This is a genomic window from Mahella australiensis 50-1 BON, from assembly GCF_000213255.1.
GTDB lineage: Bacteria > Bacillota > Clostridia > Mahellales > Mahellaceae > Mahella > Mahella australiensis.
Genome location: NC_015520.1, coordinates 1,690,238 through 1,716,808 on the forward strand (window position 1 = coordinate 1,690,238; position 26,571 = coordinate 1,716,808).

The following is a 26,571-nucleotide window of genomic DNA, read 5'->3' on the forward strand; positions in this document are numbered from 1 at the left end:
TCGTTAGCACTACCCCCCATCAACATTCTTCCCTTTGCCAAGTGAACTGCTTAAACAAACCCGTCGCACTATCCATCCAAGGAAATCCTGTGGATTTATTCTAACCGTTTGCTTACAGTAATATAATACTACTCGATCTATTATTTGTCTACTACCCGATCGGGTAGTCTTTTGTTAATAATTTTCCCAATATTTGATCATCGCTTATAATTCCATATTCAATGGCAACGGCTACAGCTTCACAAACACTGTGCACACCGAGCATCTGTCTGTCGTCTGACAACTTTACCTCACTTTCACGCATAACTCATATCTCCAATCTGCTCTTCTATATATAAGAGGGTTAAAAGGGTGAAATAGTTTTATAATCAGCCATGAAAATTTTTATCTAGATGAAGTGTTTCATAATATGCCAAATTCACCTACTACAGGCTCATCAATTACCAAGCCTGTGAGATACCTACTACGAAAACAGCTTACGCCATTTTTATCCATGGTTGTGATGGTAAGATCAAAAGACGCTGAATAGTCACGAATCATTCATGCTCCTATATGCATAGCATAAGAAAAGGCAGGGTATCATACCCTGCCTATATCATTCCTATAGTGCATATCCTTGAATTTTATCTTTTGATATATGCGCTATTCTTTTTAGCTTTGATCCCCCGCCAATTCTTTCAACGTCCGCTCGATATCCTTGCCGACCACGCCTTCTCCGCCAAAGATAGTTATCTTAGCCAGTTTCATTGACTTGACGTAATCCGCTATCCGCTCGGAGAGATTGCGGCCTGTCAGAATAATCGGAGCCTTGTGTTTGGCCGCATAAACGCTGCCGGCCAATGCGTCCGGAAAATCGTTCCCGGTGGCTATACATACGGCCTGGCTCCCCAAATTGAAGTATTCCGCTATAGCAAGCGAGGTGGCATATCGGTCGGCGCCGCCGATCCTTATGATATCCTTCGCCCCCAAACCGCTGATTTCGGCGGCCTGACTCTCCACCGCTTCACTGATCGCTCCTTCAAGACCGATGATATAGACTTTGCTCGGCTTGATTGCGGCGATCTTCTGATTCACAGCGTCGCCGATCCCGTCTTTTTGAACCAAGAGAATGGGGAACTGGTTCTGGGCCGCGATACTGCTCACGGCTAAAGCATCTGGATAATTCTCTCCGCTGGCCAGTACAATTGGGGTCCCTGTCTTTACATTTAATTGCTTAACTATTTCGGCAGCGGTTTCATAGCGAGTCTCTCCGGCTATTCTGGTGATATGATTGAAACCGCTATCCTGTATCTTATCTTCTATACCGCTGCCGACAACGTCAGTGCCTCCGAGGATATAGACCGTCCCTTCTGGTTTCAGATTGGATTTCAGGTAATCTATGACCTTTTCCTGATCTGCTTCTGGTCTGCCTACCAGGAGAATAGGCGCGTCGAGCTGATAGGCCAGGACGCTTCCTGCCAGAGCGTCCGGATAATCATCGGCTCTGGTTAAAACAGCATTGGTCACTTTATCCGGATAAGTTGCTTTGGCAATGGACAGCGCCGTGTCGATCCTGGTTTGCCCCGCAAGTCTTGAAAGTGTGGAAGCTTCATTGATGAGGATGTTCAATGTCTGCGTATCGCTACCTTCATTGTTTGTCGCTTTGATCGTAAAATTGAACGTTCCCGCTGTCGTCGGCGTGCCGGAAATGATGCCGCCGCTTGAAAGCGTCAGGCCGTCCGGCAAGCTGCCGCTATATACCGTCCATGTAATGGGTGCGTCACCTCCGGCCACAAGCGTCTGGTTGTAAGCCGTACCCACCGCGCCTACCGACAGTGAGGTCGTGGCGATTGTCGGCGCCGTACCTATTGGCGTCGGGCCCGGCTGGGTCCTTGGCGTAAAGCTTATTGAATAATAGGTTTTTTGCGTTCCGTCCTCCGACGTTACCTCCAGCTTGATTTTAGAGCTCCCTATGGGAAGGCCTACTTTTATGCTGCCGCTCGCGACTTCTCCGTTTACCTTTACGATTGCGCCGGGGGCCTCCGTCATGAAGCTGACAAGCGTTGAGTTGGGTGCCGTATAGGAAGTAGCACAGACATAATTGCCATCTTTGTCAATGATGAAGTCCGAAAGCCGCACGGCCAAGCCCTCAAAGCTGAGCGCCGAGAGCTTCGCGTTATCGCTCGCCAGCACTAAATCCCCGTAAGTCGCCACGACGCGGTTTCCACTTCGGTCGAATGTGAAATCATGGCTTTCGGTTTCCTCGCCGTCAAGCCCGATAAGGCTGCCGCTGTCACCCGTGTATGTCTGCTGCCGCTCTAGCACGTTTCCGCCGGCGTCGAGCAGGGCTACGATGAGGTTGCCCGAGGTTCTGCTCCCGAGGGAATTGTTGCGCAGTAAGATGTTTGCCGTGGTTTTGTTATCTCCCGACAGACCCTGCTCCGTTGTAATGCTGACAAGCCTGCCGCTGCGGGCCAAGGCGCTCTCGAACAGCACGGAGCCGCTGTTGTTGCTGCTGAAATATTCCGGCAGAACGGCGGTATCGCTTCCGCTCTTCTCTTCCGCCCACGCGTTGGCATAGAGCCGGATCCCCGAATCAGGGATTTCCCGAAGGCCCGCGTCCGTCACATACTGGCCTATGTCAAAGCTCGCCTCGAGCGTGAAAGCGCCCTCGTCGATCAGCTTCAGCGCGTCCTCGCCGGAGACGGACAAGGTTTTGTCCGCGTTCACGGTGACGCCGGGCGAGCCGCAGGCCACGCTCTGAATGTTCTTAAACAGCACGTCGTCGTAGAAGCCAAGCCGCACGCTGCGGTCTTTACCGCCTGCCAGTGTGGCGGCGGAGCCATTATAAAGGGTAAGCCGCAGCGTGCGGATCCCCTTATCCTCCGAGGTCACCCTGAGCTGAGAGATCCCCACGTCTGGATAGTCCAGATATACCGTTCCGGTCGTCGTATCGGTATCCCCTCCGAAATGCGCCATGAGGGTATAATCGAGATTTCCGATCACGCCGCCCACAGAATACCAGCAGGTCAGCGTTTTGCTTTCATTGGGATAGAGATCAAGGTTGTCGAATGTCGTCGTGTCGGCCTTGATTTTGACGTCCATGCTGTCGATCGGATCCATGCCCGCGTTGAATACGGTGAACTGAATGGGCGTCAGCGTATTCAGACTCAGGTTCGCGTAGTCCGCCGTCAGGGCGTCCAGCCGCACCCGGTTTTCATAGGTCGCCGTGGCGGTAAAGAGTTTGACCTCATCGTTTGCCACATAAACATCGTTTCCGTCAGGATCTTTGTAAACGGTGTATGTGTTAGGGTCATTCAGATAGATATCCTTGTATTCCGAGCCCTGAATCACGGATTTGACGGTTTTCCCGTCGCCGCTCGCCACATAGGCGTCGAAATGATCCAGAAGCGTGCGCTCCGGAAGCTCAGCCACGTCCAGCGCAGCTGAAATCCTGATATCGGCGCCATCTTTAATGAATTTCACCGCGCGGAGTATCCCGTGGTCGGTTTCTCCCGCGTCGTTCTTTTTGCTCTCCGGCCAGAGGATGGAGAGGTTAGCGATATCGTTCATGGCGCCGCTCATTTTAACGAAGTGGAAGTTCCCGTCTATATTGACCGCGTTCCCGCTCGCCGCCCGCGCGATGGATTCGATAAAGCTGTTGGACAGCGCGCCCGCGCCGTCGACGGCTGCCAGACGGATATCGCTCAGGCCGTTCCGCACACTGTGCCAGCCGAGGACGAAGCGCTCGTCGCCCGACGCAAATTTCACTGCGGCAATCTGCGGATTTTCGTCCAGCCATTCGTCCTGTGTGACGATGGAGCTGAAGGAGGGTTCTCCCGCGGCGTTCACGATGGCGTAGCCTATCTCATAGTCAGCGGCGCTATTATCCGCGCTGTCGGTGTCCAGCGTATAGGCCACCGCCGCGGTGCCGTCGGACAGCATGGCTGCCTCGATGCCCTTGACCGCGCCGGAGGTGCCGTTGTAGAGCTGCTTTGGTGTGCTCCAGCCGCTGCCGTTATAAATGCTGTAGAGGATGTAATCCTGTTGGGAGAAATTCAGAAGGTTTTGCGCATTTCCGGAGTACACGCCGCGCCATGCAGCGATGGCCTTGCCGCCGCTCGTCGCCACGACAGGGGCGAGATCCGGACTCGCGTTATCCGTCAGGCGCGTAGCCGTCCAATTGGTACCGTCATAGACGGCGGCCACGATCTCCGTACCGTTCATCAGCAGCGCCTGCTCCGCGTCGCTCAGCGTTTGCCCGGCGGTTTTGCCGGGAAGGCTCGCGTTCTGCCGGATCCAGGCGGCCGCCGCAAAGCTTCCATCTCCCGCGAGGCTGAGGCCGCTGTCACCGTAGCCGTCGAAGCCGGACGGGGCCGCGATCTCGCTACCCTGAAGATAGCTGCCGCCGCTGAGGCGCGTGGCGTAGATCCTGGTATCGGCGACATCCGGGCTGTTGTTGTCGAAAGCGTACAGCAATAGCTGTCCGTCGTCGGATACCAAAGGCAGTGCATACGGATAGGCGTTTGTCTGGAGCGGCTCCAGCGCGTTGGGAGAGTCGAGCGATAAGAACGACATGCGCCGTTTCCCCGTGCCCCAGCTCCGCGCAAACCGCTCGAGATATTCGCGGCTTTGTAGAGTAGCGGTGGAGCTTATCGGTGCAAGGCCGCTTCCTCCGGCACTTGCCGCCAGCACCGACATTTTCAGTCCGCTGCCGGTGTTTTCCCAATAATTGTCGATGTTATCCCAATCGTTAAATTTAAAGGTGGTGCTGAGGGAACCAGACGCCAGCACAAGCTCATATGAGATGAAAAGTAATTGCGCCACGAATTTGATGCCCACCTCGCCCGAAAGTTGAAGGGCCTGCCCGTTGATCTGGCGCTTTACCCCGTCGGCCAGATAGGTTCGCGACAGAAACTTGTTCTGGTTGTCGAAGGCGAGCTTTCCGAACAGCCCGATCTTCAGCGCCACCACCGAATAATCGAAGCCGAGGCCGCCGAAGGCGTTCACATAGGCGTTGATCCGCAGCGTGGTCAGGTAATCGTTGACGGAATCCCCGGTTACGGTAGTCGCCCATTCCAGACCGGTCGTTTCGTCGTAGCGGACGGCTGCCTTGAAATCGATCTGCAAGGCCCCCCCGACGCCAAAGGTGGCCGTTAAAGGAACCGGGCCCGCCTGCGCGTTGATACTGTAGGTATAGCTCATGCCGAAGCCGGCGGTGAAGCCGCCGCCCAGCACATAGATTTCCCATTTTCCCTTCTCGAAGTTATACTGAATCTGCGCCTCGAAATAACCCTCCAATTGCCCGCCGAAATCGGTTGAACTGTTGCCTTTTCCTTTTTGTTGATTGGCCTCGGCATCGTCGTATGTCTTACCGGGATCGTAAGAACCCCTAGCCATATCCGTAAGGTCGTTGAGGCTGGGCGCCGTGCTCAGATTGGACTCGGCAAGTTTATAGTCAAAAGCCAGCCCGTTTTGATCATAATCCACCTCGTCCAGGCCCAGGCTATTGTAGCCTGCCCAGATAAAGGCGTTGAACACTGCGTTATCCTCGCCGGGGGTGATAAGCATCTTGAAGCTGGAACCGCCAACGGGACCGCTCAGCTTGCCCATCAGTTCCATCAAGCCGTTTACAATCTTGTTCGAATTGCTCATTTCGGCGCCTTTTACCACGCCGCTTTTGCTTTGCAGGTCCACCATCATCCCGGTAATGTCCTCCGACTCGGTCAGCTTGGGCACCCGGGTCAGGTCCACCGCCCGCGGTGACACGGGCAGCTCCATCAGCATGGTCCCGCCCCGCGAAAGCCTGGTTTTCAGCCCCGCGTCTTTGCCCGCCGCGATCCAACCGGAGTCTGTTATCGTGGCCTCGGATAGAATCAGCGTATTGCGCACGACAGGGGCGCTGGAAAATGGATATTTTATCAACTGGCTGCTTTGCGCCGTCGGGACATAGCTGTACTCGTCGCACAGTTCAAGCCTGTAACCTGAGGTCGAGGGGTCCTGCCCCCAGAGCATAACGGTGGTAAGAAGCTTAACCTCCAGATAAGTCTCGTTGGGCCCGATATGCCCTGTGCTGTGGCGCACGTCGATGACCCTGTCGCCGGAAAGACCGTAATCCACCGTCTGATTTGAAATGAAAGGACGCGGCGAGCCGGTATAGCTCTCCAGTGATACGACGCTTTCAGCGCTGCGCACCAGGTCGTTCGGTGTGAGGTTACCGTTTGAATAGACCAGCAAGGGATAGTATCCACCCATACCGGTCAACTCTAAGATATACTGGAGATCGTCCGTGGGCTTCAGGCTCGTGCCCGCGGTGCTATTCTCGCCCCTTTCCTCCGACCAGAACTGCGTGGAGTCCATATAGACCGTCAGCTTGCCATCGGCGCCGACCGTGACGGTTTGGTCCGCTTTACCGTCCTTCAGAGGATGAGCGGAATCGGGGACGGTATTTCCCAGTATTCCGGCCGTCTGGCAGTAATCGCCGTTTTTATATACGCCGCCGCGGAGGGTCAGGCTGCCCGCGTAGGGGCTGCCGTCCGGCTTTTCGATGTAAATTTCCGTCCTGGCCGCTTGGCGTAGCTTAAAGGTGTTCAGCGGATAAAGCTGCAGGCGTGTCGCGTCCCGCTCGCCGGAGAGCAGGCTATTCCGATAGATCGTTCCCAGCCAGACGGAACCATCGCCGCCCGTCGCCTTGAGACGGACGTCCGAGGCAATTCCGTCCGGCTCATATAATGCTAAAACGCCGTCCGCGTTGGTATTCACTGTTTTTTCGATGCCCTTGCCGTCGGTGTAGCTGAGCTCGGTCTTTTGCATGGGCGTGAGTTGGAAGAGATAGAATTTCCCCCGCAGGGTACGGACATCGACGGCGACCGAGGCGCTCATACCGGTATTAGCATGCGTGGCCGTGATGGTGGCTGTGCCGTCGGTCACACTGGAAAGCGCCATCTTGGTTTCCGGAAGATAGGTGTCCATGGAAAACTTCGAGATGTCCTCGTAAAGCCCTCCCTGCCGATAATTGACGCTGACCGTGTTCGTATCGCTGGTCGCCCAACGGATTCCGTCTTTGAGCTGGCTCCAACTGTAATCGTTATAGTTGATGCCGACGTATTCGATGAGCGCCAGCTCTTCGCGCAGCGCCAATATGTCGGCGGTGCCCGTGGGCAGCGCGCCGCTGATCGCGCTCTCATTGTCCATGGCGAGTTCTGTTACCTTCTGCCCGTTTACCTCAAGTTTAAGGGCATCGGCGCTGTAGACATATATGGGGAAAGAGTCGCTGGAGTATCCCTCGTCCCCAGAGTTTTTGGCACGCAGCGTCACCATGTAGGTGTCTTTAAGGCCGCTGACCGCGGCGGGCGTCAGGGTGTAGCTACCGGTTTGCGCAGAAACGGGCTGTTCGGTTACCGTGTTTGTTACGTCCTCGCCGTTCTGCGTGCTTATGCGCTCGACGCGCAGATCGCCGGCCGTGACGCCGGCCGTGTAATTATCGATAGACCAGTCGATTTTCACCGTCTCGCTGTCCAGCAGGTAAAGCCCGCCGGTGGGACGCTCCAGATGTATGACAATTGCCGCAGGCTTCACCACGATGTAGCAGACCGCCGATAGTTTCTCAGTGGCAATCAACGGATGCGGCATGGAAACGCGTACGGTATAGGCGGGAGCGCCGAGCAGCGTCAGTTCCTCGTCGGGAATGGTCGCGCTGTTCGCGGTATTTGCCGCCGTGACGGTGTATACGGGCGTCTTGCCGGCCAGTTCAGCCCCTGTGAAGTTGCCCTCGAAGAGGTCGATAGTGAATTCAAAATCGTCCGCTACGAAAAAGGCGGCGTTGCTGCTCCAGCGCACCTCGGCCGGGTCGCCCTTACGCACCACGATGGAATTAGCCTCGGCCGGTATCACCAGCGCCGGGGAATCGCCGGCGACGACCGTGTATTCCTTTGAGACGCCGAATTTGACATGATCGCCGCCCGGGTCGGTCAGGCCGCCGTCGTCGGCGGTGAAGGTAAAGGATACCTTGCCGACGGCGGTGCCGGTAAGGGCAATCTGTCCGTCCGCGTCAATGGTGGCGATGTTTGTATCGCTGCTCGACCAGGTTCCGGTCTTGTAGGTTGGGACGCCGGTAAAGGAGACACCAAGTTTCGGGCGGTAGGTATCCGTTAGGGAGAGCTCCGTTTTGTCGTCAGTGGGATAGATCACGGTCACGCCATCTACGAAGGCGATGCCCTTCACCGTAAAAGAGGCCGATTTCCCTTTGACAAGGATGCCCGTCGTATCAGAGGAACCCTCATAGGCGACGACCTCCGCCAGATAGGACGTATCCGCGGCAGCAAGCTTTAAATCCGTGATCTTGGCCACCGCGGAGATCGTGCCCCCGGATTCGGACAGATATGCCTGTGACATGCTGGAAGTCCCCGTGCTTTGGTTGGTAAGCTTGATCCTGAAGGGGGCTTTTTTGTTTTCACCGCCGCCTGCGTCATAAGCCGCGTATTTGGCGCGGTAGCCTGCGGCCTGATCAAGCTCCAGCGTCACCGTGGCACCGGAGGAAAGGCTGTCAGGCTCGACGGTAGCTGGCGATACTGAGATGGCCGTCACCGCGTTTTTCATAAACGCGCTCTCAAGCGTCACGCCGGGGAAGCTCCAGCCGCTGCCGCCGTTGTTCGCCACCGCGGTTTTGTGCTCCGTCAGGTTCTCGAGGTTCGTGACCTCGGAAATCTGTATGGTAGTATCGTCCACATCCTTGACCTGATACATCGCCGCGGCCTTGCGGCCGGTAGCGTCCATCAGTAGCTCGGACGCAGTCATAACGCTCCCGTTGATGTTCATGGAAAGCCCGGGCGCCTTCACCGGCTCGGAGAAGGTAAGTATGATGGGCACATACTGCCCGGTGCTATAAGTTCCCGCTGGAATATCGACGGAGGCGAGCGTCGGGGGAGTATCGTCATAGACAGAGAGATTGGAGGAGATGGTCCTCTGCTTTCCCGTAGCGGTAAAATTGAAGGTGTTGTCCCAACCACTAATATCTTCGGTGTAAAAAGGATCTGTTGGCCAGACAGTATCTAGTGTGTACGGCGCGCTTCCGCTAGGAGAGGCCATCACGATGGAAACATACTGGATCGGCCCTTGCTCGAGTGATGCAAGGCTGGGGAAGGTAGAAATATAGGGATACATGACATAAGGTCCTTTACACTTAAGCGGATTGGAATACAGGTCAAGTTCACGAAGGTCGGTTTGGACGGCCGCCCTGGTATAGGCCCAGTAATAACGGATGGTTTCGAGCCCCTGTGAAGGGGACTGCCCGTCGTACCCTATCGGCATGGCGCCTTTCATCTGTCCAAAAGGCACATTAGAGTCGTAGAGGCCAAGATAAGCATCCACCTTGTAGACAGCCGCTTCGCTGCCGTATATTTCCTTAGCGGTCTTCTCAAGTGCCTCATAATTCAGGACCATAGCATTGTCGCTTAACTCGATCAGATCCCATCGGGGATTCTTTTTCTCATCATAGCCTGAGACGTCGACGGTCATAGGCCTGTCGTGATTGCTCACACCCATCATGGAGGTTAGCCAGGTGTTCCCGTCCTCAAAGGCGTTGGGCTTGGTAATCGTGATAGGAAAGGTTAGCAGATCGCCTTGGGTGCTGCCGTCGGAGAGTGTCAGGCCGTCGGCGTTATAGAACTCGATAAAGCTCCGCAGCATACCGCTGACATTGCAGCCCAGCGTGCCTGCCAGATCTCCATTGAGCTTGATCTCCAGCACCCCGGAAAACTCAGAAACGTCGTCGACGATATACATCTCATTGGCAGCGCCGGGGCCGAAAGTAACGTCGCCTTCCGACGGAAATACCAAATAATTTTTGGTACGCAGTTCCAGCTTTGTCTGGCAATATCCGTCGGGCAGCAGCCCGCGCACACGCTTCCACGAAAAGCCGACCACCCCGCTTTCCGGCATTGCGCCGGAGAGGCTAAGATTGTATTTCAAAGTGACATTGTAGCACGGGTACGTAATGCTCGTAGGGTTGCCCTGGTCCGGCGCGATGGTGAGGACCAGTCCGGAATCCTGGGCACCCATGAGCCTCGCGCTGATACCATCGCTTTTGATCTGGCCCATCAGATCCCCCAGCATGGCGAGCTGCCCGGAGGTGAACGCCTTGCCCGAGAAATACGTCTCCTTGATGCGCGCCAGTTCTTTTTCGATCTGTATCATGGTTTTCAGGTCCCCAAGGGCGACGGGGGTGCCGTCCACATCCGCGACGCGGCTCAAATCCGTGCCAGGGTCGTCAAGCATCACCATTACCTCGTCCAGCGTCATGCTCTTGCCATCCAATATGATGCTCTGACTCACGTTCAGATTGCCTCGCTCGTCCAGAAGCCCGAGGCTCTTCAGCAGGGCGTACGCCTCGTCGCTGTCGCCTCCGGCCATACCGGACAACCTGGCGAGGATCGCCTCGTTTTCAGCACCCGTATTGCCCGCTAAATCCTTCACCGCCGCCATGGCCGTGACAGACCAGATATTGAGCATCATAACAAGCACGAGTAAAATGCCGATAAGCCGCTTTGCTTTACTTTTCATTCTCTTTTCTCCCTTTCCGACTTGGTTTTACGCCGCAGCGCGTCGCACATACATATGCCGATCGGATCATAAGGCGTTTGCTCCCGACAAAACCAGCCGCATCCGCCGCAGTCACCGGGCGGTGGCTGTTCAGGAGCGTTTGGCTTTCGACAGGAACAGCTTTCCTGCTCCGCCGTGGCAAAAGGCCTGCCTTCGTCGGTATACTCTGGGTGTTCCTCAAAGTCCGGATATGCCGGATAACTCTCCTTCAGCTGTTCGTCATATTCGAGATAAATAGGAAAACTCCGACCCCCCACCCGCCAGACCTTATAGGGCTGCCTCCGCTCAAATCGCATTCCTTCACGCTCCTTAACGGTACGGGAATAAAAAACCCTACGATAATTATTCCATTATTATCATAGGGGTAAATTCGTTTTTTGGGAAGTGACTTTTCACCATCAAAAAGTCACGTTTTTTTGCGTCAAAGAATATATTTAGCAAGCTCGTCCCGGCTGGATATATACAGCTTGCCGTAAATCTCAAGCACGATATTCTTAAGCCTGCCGACGGAAATGCCATACTGCTTCGCAATTTTCGCGTAAGGGACATGATGTGCTACGAGTAACGCCAGATGATATTCGCGCATGGACAGTATTAGTGTGATATTATCCTTTGTGAATTGATTGTGAAATGTCATCCAGTTCTTCCATGTGCGCTTCCATTGCCCGATTACAGCGCTGTAATAACCGGGATATTCCCGCTCCAGGCATTGCTCCACCAAGCCGCCCAGCGCGGTAACACTCTCCGCAAAAGGGGTGACAAAACCGTGGGGCAGAGCGATGCTCATAGCCTTCAAAAGCCATCGCTTGGCCTCGTCCACGCGCTCGAGAGAATAACACGCGACGGCGCACATCATCAGCAGGTATATGTCAGGCAGCGTGACCCCATGCTCCGACACGCAAAGGGTCAGCGCGGTCTGCGCCACAGCCAGCATGGCTTCATACCTACCCATACACTGAAAATACTTCGCGCGCAAATAGAGCGCGTCCAACTTGGCCTGCGCCGGAAGGACGCTAAAATCCCCATCCTTCAGCCAGTCGGGAGCCATATCCGGGGCGATCATGCTAACGGCTGCGGTGGCGATAGCTATCTCGGCGATGGCGGATATAATGCCGCCTTTGTCGGCTTTAACACATCCCCTGAGATAAACGTCTATCTCCGTGTAAGCGCGGTAATCCCCCATGCTGATGGCAGCCGCTATCGCCACCGGACAGGCACGCAGCCTAGCCGCCTCGTCCCCCTCGGTTTTGGCAAAGCAGCGCATTGTCCGTTGAAAGTCGCTCCGCAGATATGCGAGCTCGGCTTCGTATTCAAGCCGCAGCCTTTCCTCGCCCATGGTATCCAAAATCTCATCGGGATTATCGCCGGGCATAGGAATAGTGGTAGACGCGAGTACATATAAAAGATCGGACGACAGCGATTTTTGTGGCAGCTTCTTCTCCCTGCGCAAATCGATGGGCTTTTCCGCATACTCCGGAATCATCCATGACCTGCCATATTTCCTAGCGTGAGGTATTCGGTTGTCAGCCAAAAGCCGCTGTACTTGTCTGGGCGAAACCCCCCATTTTTCGGAAGCCTCCATAGCCGATATGTATTCCATCCCAAAGCCCTCCCTTTCTTTGCTAAATGACAACTTTATTATAGTCGTTTGAGCGATGCTTTTCAATTATTGAGAAAAATTATGCTTCAACGTTGAATTTCGTGAAACTTAGCGGATTTTATAAAGTACCTTGGTAAATAACTGATAAAAAGATGCAAAAAAACCCTTTCACTGTTTGTTATATATGGGATTCAAAAACCAAAAAATCAACAAACAGTAAAGGGGTGTAACTTAATTGAATCCTATATATAATTTTATCGAAAATCACCTTGGTTTGCAAGGAATAAAGGTACTGTCTACCAATGTAAATGATGGTACAATATATATATATAGCAGCTATATCTGCGCATAATTGTGCAGTTTGCCCTAAATGCGGGCGCATCACGGTGGTTATTTTAGCTCATAAACATACAATACACAATGCAGCCAACGTTATGGGTATCAGTGAGCATATATGCTAAAGAATATATAACTATTATGTTAACCTATTATGGGGAACAGAAAACCAGAACAGTTAAGGTTTCTTGGCATCGATAACATTGCCCGTAAAAAGGCCATAACTATGGTACCGTAATTTATAACCAGGAAACAAGCAATGTTATTGCCGTAATCACAGGCAGGACAAAGGATGATGTAATAAACTATCTGTTTCCCCAATGCCAAACCTGTGGTAGACCGTTTCCATATATCGCAGCCACCGCACAAGTGCGTAGATGATGAGCGAAAGCATATTCAAAACCGCATTAAGAAGGACGGCAAAAAATAAGAGGGTTAAAAGGGTGAAATAGTTTCATAATCAGCCATGAAAATTTTTATCGAGATAAAGTATTTCATAGTATACCGAATTCACCTGATACAGGCTCATCAGTTACCAAGCCTGTGAGATACATGAACCGTCACGAATAATTCATGCTCCCATATGCATACATAGAAAAAGCAGGGTATCATACCCTGCCTATATCCTTCCTATAGTGCATATCCTTGAATTTTATCTTTTGTACGCTTTCATACGCCTTGCTCAAAGCCGTATTAAGGTCATTGGCCACGGCCGTAACGTCAAGCACCCTCCATCCTGTCGTATAATATACATCGCCTTCCTTTTTTGTGCCGGCGTGGAACACTACTATGACGTCCGGGTCGTCTATATCATCCAATCATCCAGCCGCTCGTCTATTATGGCCTCCATTATACCGACCAGATCACTTCTCAGAAGCGGTAGTACCGCCTACCTATAAATGGGCACTGTAACGCCTTTGCTCAAGGCCAGACCATCGGTCTTCATAACTATGTCAGGCGAATATATTTACGGGACGATTAACTTCCTTTTTATCATATACCCCGTAAAAGTAAAATTGACAAAAATCATAAATATACTCCAAACAGCGCTGTTTACGACTATCGTAAAGTTGTCAGCTATCATCATGTTGCCTGGTGCCGAATTCACTGTAATACCCTCCATACTAATCCTTATCGTATAAGGTATCAGCCCTTCCGTAGTGTTTTGCAATAAGCTGAATATACTGTATAATACGATGAAAAACAAAACAGTCATTCCCAAATAGTCTTTCTGAATAAACGGATGATGCGCAAGTGAAATAGCTGTATACAGGAACGACAAAATCATCAAACCCGTTATAATTATACTGGAAAGCGTAATATAGTTTAACATTAATTTACCTAACGGGTTGCCTTGCCACATAAATGTCATACCCATTACAACAAAAGAAACAAGTAACCACAGTAATGAATTGATCGCTTTACTTGCCATCAATTGGGCTGTATTGGCAGGTACGGTTAAAAGAAAATTTGCTTCTTGACCATATATAGATTGCCAAAAACGGTTCGTCAGAATGCCAATTGTCAGAAATAGGTCGATGAACATAAGATGTACATAAAAGAAATCAGGCAAACTTATTAATTTTGCTTTAACCAATGCCGCAATCAATAATAACACGGCATATATCAAGAAAAAAACACGCCACGAATTTTGGATCTCATAGGCGATAAGCTTTTTTATCATTTAAATGCCTCCTTATAAAAGCCTTCGATGGATTGCGCATTGCCGGATCGTATGCTGTCAGAGGATTTTGCCAGCAATATTTCACCGTTTTTTATAAAGACCACATAATTTAACAGACTCTCCATATCGTGAATTTCATGCGTTACTATCAGGAACGTGCTATTATTAGGATAATTCGTAACAATCATGTCGTTTATCTTATCTCTGGTAGAAACATCTATTCCGCCAAACGGCTCATCCAGAAGATACAGCTTAGAATTTTTTGATAACGCAAGGCTTAATGCCACCTGTTCCTGCAAACCTTTAGATAAATGACTGAACATAGTGTTTTTTGCAAGATGAAGATAATCAAAAAAATAATTTGCCTTTTCGCGTGAAAAATTAGGGAAAAAAGAAGCATATGTGTTTATGAGCTGCTCCAATGTTAATCGCGGATTTACATATGGACTGCTCGGCAAATAAGATACTATCGACTTTGTATAGGTGGAAACTGGTTGACCGTCAATATGGACTTCTCCCGTATAGTATGTTATAAGGCCGGCTAATATTTTAAGCAACGTGGTTTTACCGCTCCCATTTGGACCTAATAAACCGATAAAGTTATCGTCCGGCAATTCTAAATTGATATTTTTAAGCGCTGCAGTCTTCCCATATGACATGTTTAGGTTGTTAATTTTAACTATATTTCCCATTAAATAAAATCAGGCGTAAAACCTTCTCTCTTTATTAAATGAGGAAGAATACGCCATCGCCTCCCCTCATATTCATATCAGCCCTTCCTTTTTGCTCGTTTTAGCTTCTCTTTTATAACTACCGTTTCCCCTGCAACGAATCCTCAGGAGAAATAGTTGCAGATTGGCCAAGCCTAATCTCCGTTATTGGCATACCATTCTTATATACGCTATTATCTGCTTTATATACATCAGCGACAGACGCATCATAACGTACAGCAATTACACAATCTTTCCCATCTTTTTCACATTTAACTTCTTTGATATAAGAACTTTCAGGAACAAATATACTGGATTTAGGTATGGCAGAGCAATTGAACACCCTTATTTCACATAGCCCGTTCGTAGCATCAAATGTAATTTTCTGCAAAGGAGCTATTCCGGTAGCAGATACCGGCACATCAAACAATATCTGTATACAGTCGCTGGAAACCGGAATCTGAGAGATGTCTATTTTCTGATAAGTCGTTCCAAATTGCGTGTCTTTGCTTGTACTCACCCAATAATTACCTACAACTCTGTAAAAGCCTTCGTAAAAATCGTATTTGTCCTTATCGAGTTTAAAGCAGGTAAGTTTGTATGGGAATTTAGCCGTGGTTTCTTCTTTACTGTAACCTTCCACTTAACCGCAAAAGTGTTCCCCAACATGTAGCTGTGCGAATCATCTTACGCTATTACAAAGATGTAGTGATAGGTTTCAGATGACACAATAGCAGAATAAGCATTATTCTCCGGTGTTATAATTGAGCGATTAACTTTTACACCCGCATCTGAATCAAACGTAGGGAATCAATTATCTGTTTTATCTCATCCTCATTTGACATCTCTATACTAACGTCCGCCTCGTATTGCTTAACACTAATATCAACCTCATTGTAAGGCGGAAATTGTAATCCAGTTGTAAAGTCACGAAAAGCGAGAGCATTAACCATTAGGGCCACAACGGCTATCGCAACTATACTACATATGCAGACAATGACCACCTTTCTCCTCTTCATAACGCAATTTCCACCTCACTATTCTTATAGCTTGCGGCCAATCACTGGGCCAAGTAAAATCAGGGAATAAGAAACATATTGCTCCCTTGGAAGGTATCCGATAAAGCGCATCAACCCTTTTGAAGATTCACAACTGCCTCATAATATTCCCCGTATCTTATTAGGTCCAATTCACAATCTTTATTGATTACCCACCCGTCTTCATTCATCACTCCATCCGATATCAACCACGTTGTGTTACCTTTTTTCGCAGTGAGCACGGAAAACTTGATATTGTACCGAATATTATTGTTATCATCAGTAGTGCTCTTTTTTACTGAATCGACCTTATATTGATAAACACGATCTTGAATCGGTTGTGTGGAAAACATATACGGCCTAATGATAGTATCGGCAAACATTTCTCCGATTTTTTCGGTGTCCGGTGCTTTATTTGGCAAATAGATAACGGCATTATTCCCTATAATGTTCAAAACGCAATATCCGTCTTGCTTTACATATGAAGCATAAAGAGTATGCGTATCCCACAAATAGCGAGAAGATTCACCATTATGTTCTCCCAAAGCGATGACTGCTTCAAATAAGGCACCACCATCGGTTTCATGAACTATATTTATATCCTCAATCAATGCGATATCTGTTTGATATGTTGTCGAGTGTGTCATCCGATCAAGCAATGAACGCAGCAACCTATCTGCGTTGGCTATCGAAGTCATCTTATTATCTTGTACAACAACTAAGTCTTGATAAAGCATTTCTTTGCTCTGGGGGTTTATTTTGTCTGCTGACTTAAATATAAGCGGCTTAGCTGAGGGAGTTAAGCGCGGCCACTCTATCGTCTCATTGATTGCTTCGTCGTAATAATGTATAGACTCGCCATTGAAAAATAACACGTCGAACTCATAATCGTTGCTAGTTTCCATATTTGAATTATATGGTATTAGCGTATCAAATGTTATTACTGAATTAAGGACCCCATTATCACTCATTATAGGGTAGCTAATAGTACAATTACCCCTGTCATTGAATATGGAAAATACCCCGGAGAGCATTTGATTCAGATGGCTTTTCTCAGGACTGCCGCTTTCAAAGGATGAATCCTCTGGATATACCGTTTCATTCCCCAATGAATAACTGGTATCATCCTTTAGCACCTGTTCTATATGAATTTTCTTCAAGCCAGGTATATCAGAAAATAAGTGATTATTTGCCTGAGCATCTTCGGCTACATTATGGACATACGAATAAAATGCTCTCAATGCCACTGGTAAACTTGCAATCGTTTCTGCAGGAGATGAGCTTTGTAATGTTTGAGAGTTATTTATAGGTGTTCCAATTGCTTTAGAAGATGAGGGATCTGCTACCTCATTATTATCACATGCCACGATAATAATGGAGAAAAAAGATACCAGCATGATTAAAATCCAAACATTTTGTTTCCTTACCATGATAAACATTACCTTTCTTTATTCGTACTATTTATTATTCCAGTATATAGCGTTTTATATTCCATATACTGGAATATCTCGTATCATTTGAAGGATTATTATAGTAGTAAGTAACCCGAACTATTCTTCCCTTGCTTGCAGGTATGCCCAAACTACTAAGCAAAGTGTCGAATTTATCTGCTGTATGGGCACTTATATATATTCTGTCAGCATCATCCTTATAGCTTGTTGCATACCAACAAGCAATTATTCCAATCCTCGTATCCAACGAATCAACCTCTCATTAGCGCTACCCCCAATCAACATTCTTCCCTTTGCCAAGTGAACTGCTTAAACAAACCCGTCGCACTATCCATCTAAGGAATCCTGTAGATTTATACCAACCGTTTGTTTACAGGTAATATAATACTACTCGATCTATTATTTGTCTACTACCCGATCGGGTAGTCTTTTGTTAATAATTTTCCCAATATTTGATCATCGCTTATAATTCCATATTCAATGGCAACGGCTACAGCTTCACAAACACTGTGCACACCGAGCATCTGTCTGTCGTCTGACAACTTTACCTCACTTTCACGCATAACTCATATCTCCAATTTGCTCTTCTATATATAAGAGGGTTAAAAGGATGAAATAGTTTCATAATCAGCCATAAAAATTTTTATCTCGAAACCATCGCAAGCTTTTTTGTTAGAAATATAACACTATTATAAAACATACGTATATATAATGAATATATTTCTCCGATATGCCGTCCGTTACGGTGGTATCCCTTTTGATATTCGTATTGAAAACCCCAATGCCGAAACATTGGCGGCAATTAGTAATGTCAACAACAACCGCAATATGAGTAAAGCTTTTAATAGCATTAATGAACTTATGGAAGATTTAAATGCTTAGGATTATGGTTGGTATATTATCCCTCGCTCCACCTTCTGTTTTACATTTGGCGTATAATAAGGGCTTAGAGCTATAGCGCCCATACCTCCGGTATTAGGCCCCTTATTGCCGTCATAGGCGCGTTTATGGTCCTGCGCGCTTATCATCTAATCTTTTATCTCCATATATTGCTTAAGTTCGATAGATTCACTATAGTTGCTTTTATCGTTTTTATTGTATGTGCTTATAATGACTAAAACTTTTTCTTTCGGCTTCCCAAGTATAGGATAAAGAAAATTATCTTGAAATTCTACAAAAAATGTTCCTTTATTACCCGTACCATGTTCAGGCATCGAACCTATAGTACCCATTGCCGTTCCATAGCTAAAGCTTATATCTTTACCATTTAAATCTTCAATGTTACTCATATAGGCGGCTGTCATTGAGGCTTTCTCGCCGCTGTTTGCCCCATTACACTTTATAGTTACGACCCAGTGCTGTCCTTCGCCATAGAACAGGTACTGTTTATCATTTTCCGTTTTGCTCTGGTCACTGCATGCTGATAAAATCAATACCATGCTTAACATAATTATAAATACAATTCTTCTCATAAAAGCTTATACCGCCTCTCGTAATTATTTGATTTATTTGTGAATTACACGGTACATCCCAAGCGTGTCCAACGCCACTACTACTGAATTAGCTTTGCCAACCCTATACAGATACTTTCTCAGTATATTATACGCCCCAACACAATCAGCGTTATAAGCTTTATTGTCTGTGACATATAATCCTAGATGTTTACGATTATTCTTTTGAGCGCCCGCCTCTGATACTTCTGCTACATGCTGTATACAAGAACGATAAAATCATCAAACCCGTTATAATCATAAAAGATGTAGTAATAGGTTTCAAATGACACAATAACAGAATAAGCATTATTCTCCGATGTTATAATTGAGCGATTAACCTTTACACCCGCATCTGAATCAAACGTAGGGAATCAATTATCTGTTTTATCTCATCCTCATTTGACATCTCTATACTAACGCCCGTCTTGTATTGCTTAACACTAATATCAACCTCATTGTAAGGCGGAAATTGTAATCCAGTTGTAAAGTCACGAAAAGCGAGAGCATTAACCATTAGAACCACAATGGCTATCGCAACTATACTACATATGCAGACAATAACTACCTTTCTCCTTTTCATAACGCAATTTCCACCTCACTATTCTTACAGCTTACGACCAATTACTCGGCCAAGTAAAATCAGGGAATGAGAAACGTATAAAGCGCATCAACCCTTTTGAAGATTCACAACTGCCTCATAATATTCCCCGTGTCTTATTAGATCCAATTCACAATCTTTATTGATTACCCAGCCGTCTTCATTCATCACTCCATCCGATATCAACCACGTCGTGTTACTTTTTTCGCAGTAAGTACAAAAAAATTGATATTGCATCGAAAGGTAAAAGAGTTTTGCCAGGCACCGCTGAGAAGCAGGAATCGGAGGTATTATGATAATTGCTTATATTTCTTCTCGCTTCTTATGCTCGGCGATCGGTATAGGGTCTATATATGATGAATGAGGTAATTGCTTTAGGGGTAAAGAACAAAAAACTCACAACAAGCATTTTATGGCCCTATGTACATGTATTATTCAATCTTGTACATCTTATATAATTTTTAAAGTTATCTATACTGAACCAATAACGATAACTCTAGTTTATATTTATAAAGTCGTCTCTCCACAGTACTTTTTGATATAAAAACGTTCTTTAGCTTTGGTAGAAACTAAAGAGACGTCAATTTAGACAGATTCATTTTAGTTGTTATTATTAAAAAATGTACTTATGATATCTTGTATATACTGCTCGTTCAACTGTGAAAGGCTGGATTCATCTATGATTTTTTGCACGAGTTGCTCATGTTCATCAAAGCTTCTAACAATATCTTCTTTCCATTTTTCACCGTTTTTTTGCAAGGCATTAATAAATCCCTCATACTTAGCACTGTCATCGAAAATTTCTTTAAGATTTGTATATCCGTATTTCTCCGCAAACGCGCTTCCACAAATATAATTCTCAGGTGCCGTTGGTAGTGTATACTCCTTAAAGGGCTTCATATCGGAATTATCAAAGACCACATATCCCTTTTCACGCAAAACATCATTTTCAGCATATTCATTAATTACTGATAAGAAATCCTTTGCTTCATCAACGTTATCGAAATAATTTCGTGCGATCTCCTCCGCCAGTCTTAACGCAGTCTTTCTATTAACGGCACGTTCGTCAATCGTAGCATTTGGATTACTGACTGTCCCTCTTATATTTTCGGCAATTTCACTTGCAAGTAATGAAGGATTTTCTGCTTTGCCTTCAAGCTTTTCAGAAATAAATTGTTCAAGAGATCCGGGTTTAAAGACATAGCTCACTCCAAGAATTTGAAACTCATTTTCCAAAGGAGCAATGTCCTGCCGTTCTGAGAGGCTCTTAGCGAATTCCAACTTCCTTTGTTCATAATAATCTCGCTGTAAAAACTGCTTATCAAGCTTTAAGGGACCGTCAAACTCATATTCTTTGAGAACTTGAAATAATTTCCTTGACTCATCGCTGATGAACACTTCATCGTGATAACCACTGTTTAAAACATCTTCATTGCCCTTTCTTCTTGTATCTATTGGATTAGCTGATATTTGATTAGTAGATACATTGGCATTAAAAATTATTCCGCTCATTTATATTTCTCCTCTTCTATGCAGTATTTTTTTATCTTAAAAATACATAGAATAACGCCTGTAGAATTTTTATTTTTCAAGGTGTTATTCTACATTTTCATTATCCTAAATATATACTATATGCAAATATATAAATAGGTACCACACCGGTGATCGCATTACCACTCTCAGCATATACACCGCCAATATCATAATAATGCATAAAAGATATTGCTCCACTTATCAAGCATGACATACTTGCCGTAGAAGGTGATGTATTTACAGTAGCAGTGAAAATGCCTTGACCATCAGTAGTAACGGTCGCAGTTCTGTATATTAAATCTGTGGGATCCCAATTCGGATTGAAGACAGTTACAGTAATCGTAGCATTAGGAAGTACATATCCATTAACGCCTGCTACACCCTTAACAGTTATTGTACTACTACCATTCACTCTGTAAAGAGTCGTTCCATAATATGTAGCGTATCCGCCACCGCCAAATTCAGTGATATAAATTTCATCTGCAAGATATTCAGGAGAAACCGTTAACGTATAATTTGTTCCTGTAATTGCATTCCCATCTGTCGAAGCAACTCTCACATAATAGCGTCCTGGACTTAAAGAAACTTTATTGTCAGTCATAATTTCTTTCACCATTGAACCATCAGATAAATTGGTGTATACTTCAACTTTATGCCTCATCACAGTTGAGGATTCATCTAATGTAAATGCAACTCTGCTGTAGTCCGGATCACTGGGAACGGTAAATGTAAACCAGTCATTGTCACACATGGTATTTAATGACCGTACATTAATCGCAGTACTGCCAGATTGATTTAAAGTAAAATTTATTGCTTTTGCTACATTTTCGTCGGCTTCATAAGGGTCGGTGTTCGTATTAATACCAATGTGAAGTTTGAAAGGTTGGCTTATGCTAGATCCTATATAAGACTGAACAAAAACTGCATTTGTCTTATCGGCTTCATTTGTATTATATATACCAACAGCTTCAGACAAGGTTCCGGAGATTCCATTAATATATGTTGGATATTCTGAAGCATCTACTAAAGTCATATTGCCTTCACCGTCAACTTCAAACAAGTACAAATCGTAGTCCAATTCAGATGAATTTGGTAAATCCAGTTGTGCATGAAGGACTTGTCCGTTAGAGATTGATCGGATATACATACTTGCTTTCCCCTTCAGTAGTTAAATAATCAGTAAAGGTAGTATAAAAGCTACTATCAACTACTGTGGTTGCTCTTAATTGTTCTGATCTTTTAATTCCTTTTTTTGGATCGAGTGAAGTATCTGCAATTATTCTGGTAGCTATTCGTTTACCTATTCTTGGTGTCAATTCATCTTTGCTGACATAATGCGTAGTGGGCTTTTTGAGATTTATATTACCCCTATTTCCAATTGTAACAGATGAATTTGGATCAACATTCAACGTATCACTATCTGCCAAACAGCTTTGATAATCATCATTTCCCTTTGCTTGTGCGGTTGGCATAAGGATAAAAGTCATGACTAATACAGATAGAAATAGACTACAAAGCTTTCTTAAATTTTTCTTTTTCACCAAACTCATCTGCCTTTTATTAAATGTTTATCAATTTATACATATTATATATCGGTTATATTAGGAAAAAAATTAGACTAATTTTATATTTCCTTCCTTTTCTTGCTTTCTTCACCTTCAAATATGTAAATTTCGAATGCCCAGCCACACCTGCACGGAGGTTTAGTTAGCCACACCTTTACGGTAAAACTGCCGCGCCGTCGCGGTACTCAGCCAAATTGACAAAAGCCTCCTTGTACGGTATCATTTACTTGCATTTATTCATGCACAGGATAGGACAATGCTGGGGAGCGACTTGAGCAGTGTATGAGGAGTACCGTTGTGATACCGATCTTTTTGCGTTTACACGAGATACAGCTGGCATTAGCATAACTCATACCTCCAATTTGCTCTTCTATATATAAGAGGGCTAGAAGAGTGAAATAGTTTCATAACCAGCCATGAAAATTTTTACCGAAATGAAGTGTTTCATAATATGCCGAATTCACCTACTACAGGCTAATCATATATGAGGGGTATTGTGCTATTGAGAAATCATTCATGCTCCTATATGCCCTATATGCATAGCATAAGAAAAGACAGGGTATCATACCCTGCCTATATCCTTCCTATAGTGCATATCCTTGAATTTTATCTTCTGTACGCTTTCATACGCCTTGCCCAAAACCGCATCCAGGTTATCAGCCACAGCCGTAACGCCAAGCACTCGACCGCCTGCCGTATAATAAGTATTGCCTTCTTTTTTTTGTTCCGGCGTGGAACACTGAAACAATATAGAACCCCCAATTAGTTTTCGAGAATCTTCTTAGCGTCTTCACTATATTTGACATCATAGTTCTTTTTAATTTCTTCTTTTTGCTTATTGAAGTACTCTTCAGCTTTTTGAGGGTTATCCCTTATATCAATGGAAGCAGATTGTAAAATTGACTGCTGTAATTTGGCTATTGATAATTCTTTTTGAACTGTAGGCGCGAGGTACTCCATATATTCTTCTACACTCATTCCCATTCCCTTAGCGAAGTCTTCCATATTTGTATATGCTTCAACTGCTGCATTTTTATCAACAACTGTTAGCTTACCGCTTAATATATCGTCATAAGTTTTTTTATTATCCTCAAGATATTTTTTGGCTTCATTTAGAGAAACGTCACAATTTCTTTTTACAGCTTCTTGGTATAAAATTTCTTTTTCTATCAATGAATTAAGCACCTTTTCTTTGGTTGGTTGTTCTGGCATCACGTTTTGCAATTCCTCCTTAATAGAAGGATCCTTTAATATTGACTCTTTAATTTCCTTGCTTTGAAGTTCATATGTCTTCTCGCGCATTAACATAGCTAAATCTAAATCCTTTTGTGTTATACGAGTATTGCCTACAGTTGCGATTGTTACATCGCTTTTTTGCCCTCTAATAGAGGCTGCTTGTTTCCCAATATAGGACCAAATATCTTCAGCAAAACCTGTATTTATTGCTAAAAAAGCAATAAATATCACAACAACTATAGTTATAACAATAATTGAACTTCTTTTTTTCAACATGATCGTCACCTTCCTATTTAATAATTTATAACAGTTTTAGAAAAAGAAGCTGGTATACACTCAGGCATATACATCCACACATTGCCTTCTTCATACATATTCTGGTCAGTTCCATAGAATAATAAATCCGTTCCATTTTCTCCACTAACAACTAAGTCGTCAGGATCAATAATACTTGGAGGATGCGTAAAGCTAATAAAGTGTCCGATTAAGCCACCATTTTTATACCAATCTATATACATTAAGTGTAAATTAATTGGAAAAGGCCTTATTGTTCCGTCCTGAGCAATACCAGTTAAAGAACTAGACGTTACCGTTTTACTTACAACATTACCACCACTATAGTTATAGTGATAGCGATATCCCACTCTAACAGTTAAGGCTTGCGCAGTAAAAATTACCCCTACGTCATTAACCCACGTATATGCATAAACGGATCTCGATTCAGCATAATCGAGAGTATCCGCAGCTTTTCCGTTATCAATTGGTAAATATAAAAATATAGAAATTCCATTTTATCACTCCTCAAATCGCATAATAGTATTTGTAAAGACAAACCAATATAATTCCCAGCAGTTCTTCTCAGTGAGCCCTGTATCCAAATGCCCACAAGCCTGCCACCTTATTTCTCTCGCTTGTTGCATATCAACGAGTAAGCAATCACATTTTCGTATTCAACTAATCAACCACTTATTAGCACTACCCCTATCAACATTATTCTTTTGCCCGGTGAACTGCTTAAACAAACCCGTCACACTATCCATTCAAGGAAATCCTGTGGATTTATACCAACCGTTTGCTTACAGTAATATAATACTACCCGATCTATTATTTGTCTACTACCCGATCGGGTAGTCTTTTGTTAATAATTTTCCAATGTTTGTTCATGGCTTATAATTCCATGTTCAATGGCAATGGCTACAGCTTCAGAAACACTGTGTACACCGAGCATTTCCGTCTGCTCGCCTGACAACTCCATCTTGCTTTCACGCATAACTCATACCTCCAATTCGCTCTTCTATATATAAGAGGGTTAAAAGGGTGAAATAGTTTCACAATCAGACATGAAAATTTTTATCGAAATGAAGTATTTCATAATATGCCGAATTTACCTACTACAGGCTAATCATATATGAGGGGTATTGTGCTATTGAGAAATCATTCATGCTCCTATATGCCCTATATGCATAGCATAAGAAAAGACAGGGTATCATACCCTGCCTATATCCTTCCTATAGTGCATATCCTTGAATTTTATCTTCTGTACGCTTTCATACGCCTTGCCCAAAGCCGTATCCAGATTATCGGCCACAGCCGTAACGCCAAGCACTCGACCGCCAGCCGTATAATAAATATTGCCTTCCTTCTTCGTTCCGGCGTGGAACACTATGACGTCCGGGTCGTCTATATCATCCAATCCCATTATAGGATAACCCGTGGTATAGTGCGCGGGGTAGCCGCCCGAGGCTAAGACAATACACGCCGCCGCTTTGTCATACCATGCGACCTTTATTTCATCCAGCCGCCCGTCTATTATGGCCTCCATTATACCGACCAGATCACTTTTTAGAAGCGGCAATACCGCCTGAGCCTCCGGGTCCCCGAAGCGCGCGTTGTATTCCAGCACCTTAGGTCCATCATCGGTCAGCATCAGGCCAAAGTACAGCACACCCTTGAATAGTCGGCCTTCTGCAGCCATCGCCGCTATGGTCGGGTATATTATCTCTCGCTCCACCCTCTGTTTTACATCTGGCGTATAATAAGGGCTTGGAGCTATAGCACCCATACCGCCGGTATTAGGCCCTTTATTGCCGTCATAGGCGCGTTTATGGTCCTGCGCGCTTATCATCGGTACAACCGTTTTGCCGTCGCTGAATGCCAACACCGATACCTCATGCCCGGTTAGGTATTGTTCTATGACCACTCGGCTGCCTGCTTCTTTGAATACTTTGTCCAGCATGATGGATTTCAAGGCTGCCAGCGCATCCTGCCTGTCCATGGCCACTGTAACGCCTTTACCCAAGGCCAAACCGTCGGCCTTTATAACGATGGGAACGGGACATTTTTCTACATATGCCGCGGCTTTTTCATAATCGTCGAATACCTCATATTTGGCCGTGGGTATATTGTACTTATGCATCAACTGCTTGGCAAACGCCTTACTGGCCTCTATGGCCGCGGCATCGCGGCGTGGGCCGAATGCCCGGCATCCGACGGCCTCCAGCGCATCCACCATACCCATGGCCAGCGGGTCATCTGGCGCCACAACGGTCAGATCAATGGCGTTTTGTTTAGCAAAATTCACTACGCCATCTATATCGGTGGCCTTTATATCTATACATCGGGCGATGTCGGATATGCCGCCATTGCCTGGCGCACAGTATATCTCATCGACTTCATGGCTTTGGGCTATTTTCCATGCCAACGCATGTTCGCGCCCGCCGCTTCCTATTATTAACACCTTCAAAGCCTTC

General features: G+C 46.0%; 23 protein-coding genes and 1 pseudogene. 2 read left to right on the plus strand and 22 right to left on the minus strand.

Annotation, left to right across the window (positions count from 1 at the left end; genetic code table 11):
• Nucleotides 1-151: 151 nt before the first annotated feature.
• The 4 genes from MAHAU_RS15755 to MAHAU_RS15970 all read right to left on the minus strand — a co-directional run bounded on the left by MAHAU_RS15755 (nt 152) and on the right by MAHAU_RS15970 (nt 12,178).
• Nucleotides 152-304 carry a hypothetical protein gene (locus MAHAU_RS15755; RefSeq protein ID WP_013781221.1) on the minus strand — a complete coding sequence of 51 codons (153 nt, stop codon included), beginning with the start codon at nt 302-304 and terminating at the stop codon, nt 152-154.
• Between the two features lie 347 nt (nt 305-651).
• Entirely contained in the window at nt 652-10,539 is a 9,888-nt protein-coding gene (locus tag MAHAU_RS08015; RefSeq protein ID WP_013781223.1) for a cell wall-binding repeat-containing protein, read from the minus strand.
• Nucleotides 10,536-10,874: a hypothetical protein gene (locus MAHAU_RS08020; protein ID WP_013781224.1), complete on the minus strand. Its 339-nt coding sequence runs from the start codon at nt 10,872-10,874 to the stop codon at nt 10,536-10,538. The genes MAHAU_RS08015 and MAHAU_RS08020 overlap by 4 nt, the downstream gene beginning before the upstream one ends.
• A gap of 125 nt (nt 10,875-10,999) precedes the next feature.
• Nucleotides 11,000-12,178 (minus strand): helix-turn-helix domain-containing protein, encoded by a 1,179-nt coding sequence (locus MAHAU_RS15970; RefSeq protein ID WP_013781225.1) that lies wholly within the window; start codon nt 12,176-12,178, stop codon nt 11,000-11,002.
• Nucleotides 12,179-12,821: 643 nt separating this feature from the next.
• On the opposite strand from MAHAU_RS15970, the gene MAHAU_RS16140 reads away from it, so the two are divergent.
• Nucleotides 12,822-12,944, plus strand: a complete 123-nt coding sequence (locus MAHAU_RS16140) for a transposase (protein ID WP_083809872.1) — start codon at nt 12,822-12,824, stop codon at nt 12,942-12,944.
• 178 nt (nt 12,945-13,122) lie between these two features.
• Here the strand turns inward: MAHAU_RS16140 and MAHAU_RS08030 are convergent, their stop codons facing one another.
• The 8 genes from MAHAU_RS08030 to MAHAU_RS15760 form a co-directional block, all read right to left on the minus strand.
• Nucleotides 13,123-13,332 (minus strand): phosphoribosylglycinamide synthetase C domain-containing protein, encoded by a 210-nt coding sequence (locus tag MAHAU_RS08030; RefSeq protein ID WP_041643981.1) that lies wholly within the window; start codon nt 13,330-13,332, stop codon nt 13,123-13,125.
• 149 nt (nt 13,333-13,481) lie between these two features.
• The gene (locus tag MAHAU_RS08035; protein WP_013781226.1) at nt 13,482-14,198 is read right to left on the minus strand and encodes a hypothetical protein; all 717 of its coding nucleotides are present in this window, start codon (nt 14,196-14,198) and stop codon (nt 13,482-13,484) included.
• On the minus strand, nt 14,195-14,890 hold the full coding sequence (locus MAHAU_RS08040; protein WP_013781227.1) for an ATP-binding cassette domain-containing protein: 696 nt from the start codon (nt 14,888-14,890) through the stop codon (nt 14,195-14,197). Before MAHAU_RS08040 ends, MAHAU_RS08035 begins: the two co-directional genes overlap by 4 nt.
• A gap of 118 nt (nt 14,891-15,008) precedes the next feature.
• Nucleotides 15,009-15,551: a hypothetical protein gene (locus MAHAU_RS08045; protein ID WP_013781228.1), complete on the minus strand. Its 543-nt coding sequence runs from the start codon at nt 15,549-15,551 to the stop codon at nt 15,009-15,011.
• A 136-nt stretch (nt 15,552-15,687) separates the two neighbouring features.
• Nucleotides 15,688-15,927: a hypothetical protein gene (locus tag MAHAU_RS08050; RefSeq protein ID WP_013781229.1), complete on the minus strand. Its 240-nt coding sequence runs from the start codon at nt 15,925-15,927 to the stop codon at nt 15,688-15,690.
• Between the two features lie 110 nt (nt 15,928-16,037).
• A complete protein-coding gene (locus MAHAU_RS08055) occupies nt 16,038-17,375 on the minus strand; it encodes a hypothetical protein (RefSeq protein ID WP_013781230.1) in 1,338 nt (445 codons plus the stop codon).
• Between the two features lie 34 nt (nt 17,376-17,409).
• Complete coding sequence (locus MAHAU_RS08060) at nt 17,410-17,643, minus strand: hypothetical protein (RefSeq protein ID WP_041643984.1); 234 nt, start codon at nt 17,641-17,643, stop codon at nt 17,410-17,412.
• A 163-nt stretch (nt 17,644-17,806) separates the two neighbouring features.
• Nucleotides 17,807-17,959, minus strand: coding sequence for a hypothetical protein (locus MAHAU_RS15760; protein WP_013781221.1), 153 nt, complete (start codon nt 17,957-17,959; stop codon nt 17,807-17,809).
• Between the two features lie 148 nt (nt 17,960-18,107).
• On the opposite strand from MAHAU_RS15760, the gene MAHAU_RS16145 reads away from it, so the two are divergent.
• The gene (locus MAHAU_RS16145; RefSeq protein ID WP_083809873.1) at nt 18,108-18,278 is read left to right on the plus strand and encodes a type II toxin-antitoxin system RelB/DinJ family antitoxin; all 171 of its coding nucleotides are present in this window, start codon (nt 18,108-18,110) and stop codon (nt 18,276-18,278) included.
• Between the two features lie 2 nt (nt 18,279-18,280).
• Here MAHAU_RS16145 and MAHAU_RS15390 read toward each other — a convergent pair whose 3' ends face one another.
• The 10 genes and pseudogenes from MAHAU_RS15390 to purD all read right to left on the minus strand — a co-directional run bounded on the left by MAHAU_RS15390 (nt 18,281) and on the right by purD (nt 26,564).
• Entirely contained in the window at nt 18,281-18,424 is a 144-nt protein-coding gene (locus MAHAU_RS15390; protein WP_083809874.1) for a hypothetical protein, read from the minus strand.
• Entirely contained in the window at nt 18,425-18,868 is a 444-nt protein-coding gene (locus tag MAHAU_RS08065; RefSeq protein WP_013781231.1) for a hypothetical protein, read from the minus strand. It abuts the gene before it with no gap.
• A 1,219-nt stretch (nt 18,869-20,087) separates the two neighbouring features.
• Nucleotides 20,088-20,999, minus strand: a complete 912-nt coding sequence (locus tag MAHAU_RS08075) for a hypothetical protein (protein ID WP_013781233.1) — start codon at nt 20,997-20,999, stop codon at nt 20,088-20,090.
• Between the two features lie 100 nt (nt 21,000-21,099).
• A complete protein-coding gene (locus tag MAHAU_RS08080; protein WP_013781234.1) occupies nt 21,100-22,167 on the minus strand; it encodes a hypothetical protein in 1,068 nt (355 codons plus the stop codon).
• Nucleotides 22,145-22,564: a hypothetical protein gene (locus MAHAU_RS15040; RefSeq protein ID WP_049783352.1), complete on the minus strand. Its 420-nt coding sequence runs from the start codon at nt 22,562-22,564 to the stop codon at nt 22,145-22,147. Before MAHAU_RS15040 ends, MAHAU_RS08080 begins: the two co-directional genes overlap by 23 nt.
• A gap of 583 nt (nt 22,565-23,147) precedes the next feature.
• Nucleotides 23,148-23,325: pseudogene (locus tag MAHAU_RS08085) on the minus strand (phosphoribosylglycinamide synthetase C domain-containing protein); the annotation flags it as partial.
• 22 nt (nt 23,326-23,347) lie between these two features.
• A complete protein-coding gene (locus MAHAU_RS08090; RefSeq protein ID WP_013781236.1) occupies nt 23,348-24,097 on the minus strand; it encodes a SurA N-terminal domain-containing protein in 750 nt (249 codons plus the stop codon).
• Between the two features lie 17 nt (nt 24,098-24,114).
• Nucleotides 24,115-24,465: a hypothetical protein gene (locus MAHAU_RS15595; RefSeq protein WP_148258409.1), complete on the minus strand. Its 351-nt coding sequence runs from the start codon at nt 24,463-24,465 to the stop codon at nt 24,115-24,117.
• A 494-nt stretch (nt 24,466-24,959) separates the two neighbouring features.
• Nucleotides 24,960-25,091 (minus strand): hypothetical protein, encoded by a 132-nt coding sequence (locus MAHAU_RS16040; RefSeq protein WP_013781238.1) that lies wholly within the window; start codon nt 25,089-25,091, stop codon nt 24,960-24,962.
• A 216-nt stretch (nt 25,092-25,307) separates the two neighbouring features.
• Nucleotides 25,308-26,564, minus strand: coding sequence for a phosphoribosylamine--glycine ligase (purD, locus tag MAHAU_RS08100; protein WP_041643991.1), 1,257 nt, complete (start codon nt 26,562-26,564; stop codon nt 25,308-25,310).
• Nucleotides 26,565-26,571 lie beyond the last annotated feature (7 nt).

Bases quoted from the DNA above. Each gene is read 5' to 3' on its own strand.
- MAHAU_RS15755 (WP_013781221.1), bottom strand. From the start codon at position 304: ATGCGTGAAAGTGAGGTAAAGTTGTCAGACGACAGACAGATGCTCGGT.
- MAHAU_RS08015 (WP_013781223.1), bottom strand. From the start codon at position 10,539: ATGAAAAGTAAAGCAAAGCGGCTTATCGGCATTTTACTCGTGCTTGTT.
- MAHAU_RS08020 (WP_013781224.1), bottom strand. From the start codon at position 10,874: ATGCGATTTGAGCGGAGGCAGCCCTATAAGGTCTGGCGGGTGGGGGGT.
- MAHAU_RS15970 (WP_013781225.1), bottom strand. From the start codon at position 12,178: ATGGAATACATATCGGCTATGGAGGCTTCCGAAAAATGGGGGGTTTCG.
- MAHAU_RS08035 (WP_013781226.1), bottom strand. From the start codon at position 14,198: ATGATAAAAAAGCTTATCGCCTATGAGATCCAAAATTCGTGGCGTGTT.
- MAHAU_RS08040 (WP_013781227.1), bottom strand. From the start codon at position 14,890: ATGGGAAATATAGTTAAAATTAACAACCTAAACATGTCATATGGGAAG.
- MAHAU_RS08050 (WP_013781229.1), bottom strand. From the start codon at position 15,927: ATGAAGAGGAGAAAGGTGGTCATTGTCTGCATATGTAGTATAGTTGCG.
- MAHAU_RS08055 (WP_013781230.1), bottom strand. From the start codon at position 17,375: ATGGTAAGGAAACAAAATGTTTGGATTTTAATCATGCTGGTATCTTTT.
- MAHAU_RS15760 (WP_013781221.1), bottom strand. From the start codon at position 17,959: ATGCGTGAAAGTGAGGTAAAGTTGTCAGACGACAGACAGATGCTCGGT.
- MAHAU_RS16145 (WP_083809873.1), top strand. From the start codon at position 18,108: ATGAATATATTTCTCCGATATGCCGTCCGTTACGGTGGTATCCCTTTT.
- MAHAU_RS15390 (WP_083809874.1), bottom strand. From the start codon at position 18,424: ATGATAAGCGCGCAGGACCATAAACGCGCCTATGACGGCAATAAGGGG.
- MAHAU_RS08065 (WP_013781231.1), bottom strand. From the start codon at position 18,868: ATGAGAAGAATTGTATTTATAATTATGTTAAGCATGGTATTGATTTTA.
- MAHAU_RS08075 (WP_013781233.1), bottom strand. From the start codon at position 20,999: ATGAGCGGAATAATTTTTAATGCCAATGTATCTACTAATCAAATATCA.
- MAHAU_RS08080 (WP_013781234.1), bottom strand. From the start codon at position 22,167: ATGTATATCCGATCAATCTCTAACGGACAAGTCCTTCATGCACAACTG.
- MAHAU_RS08090 (WP_013781236.1), bottom strand. From the start codon at position 24,097: ATGTTGAAAAAAAGAAGTTCAATTATTGTTATAACTATAGTTGTTGTG.
- MAHAU_RS16040 (WP_013781238.1), bottom strand. From the start codon at position 25,091: ATGCGTGAAAGCAAGATGGAGTTGTCAGGCGAGCAGACGGAAATGCTC.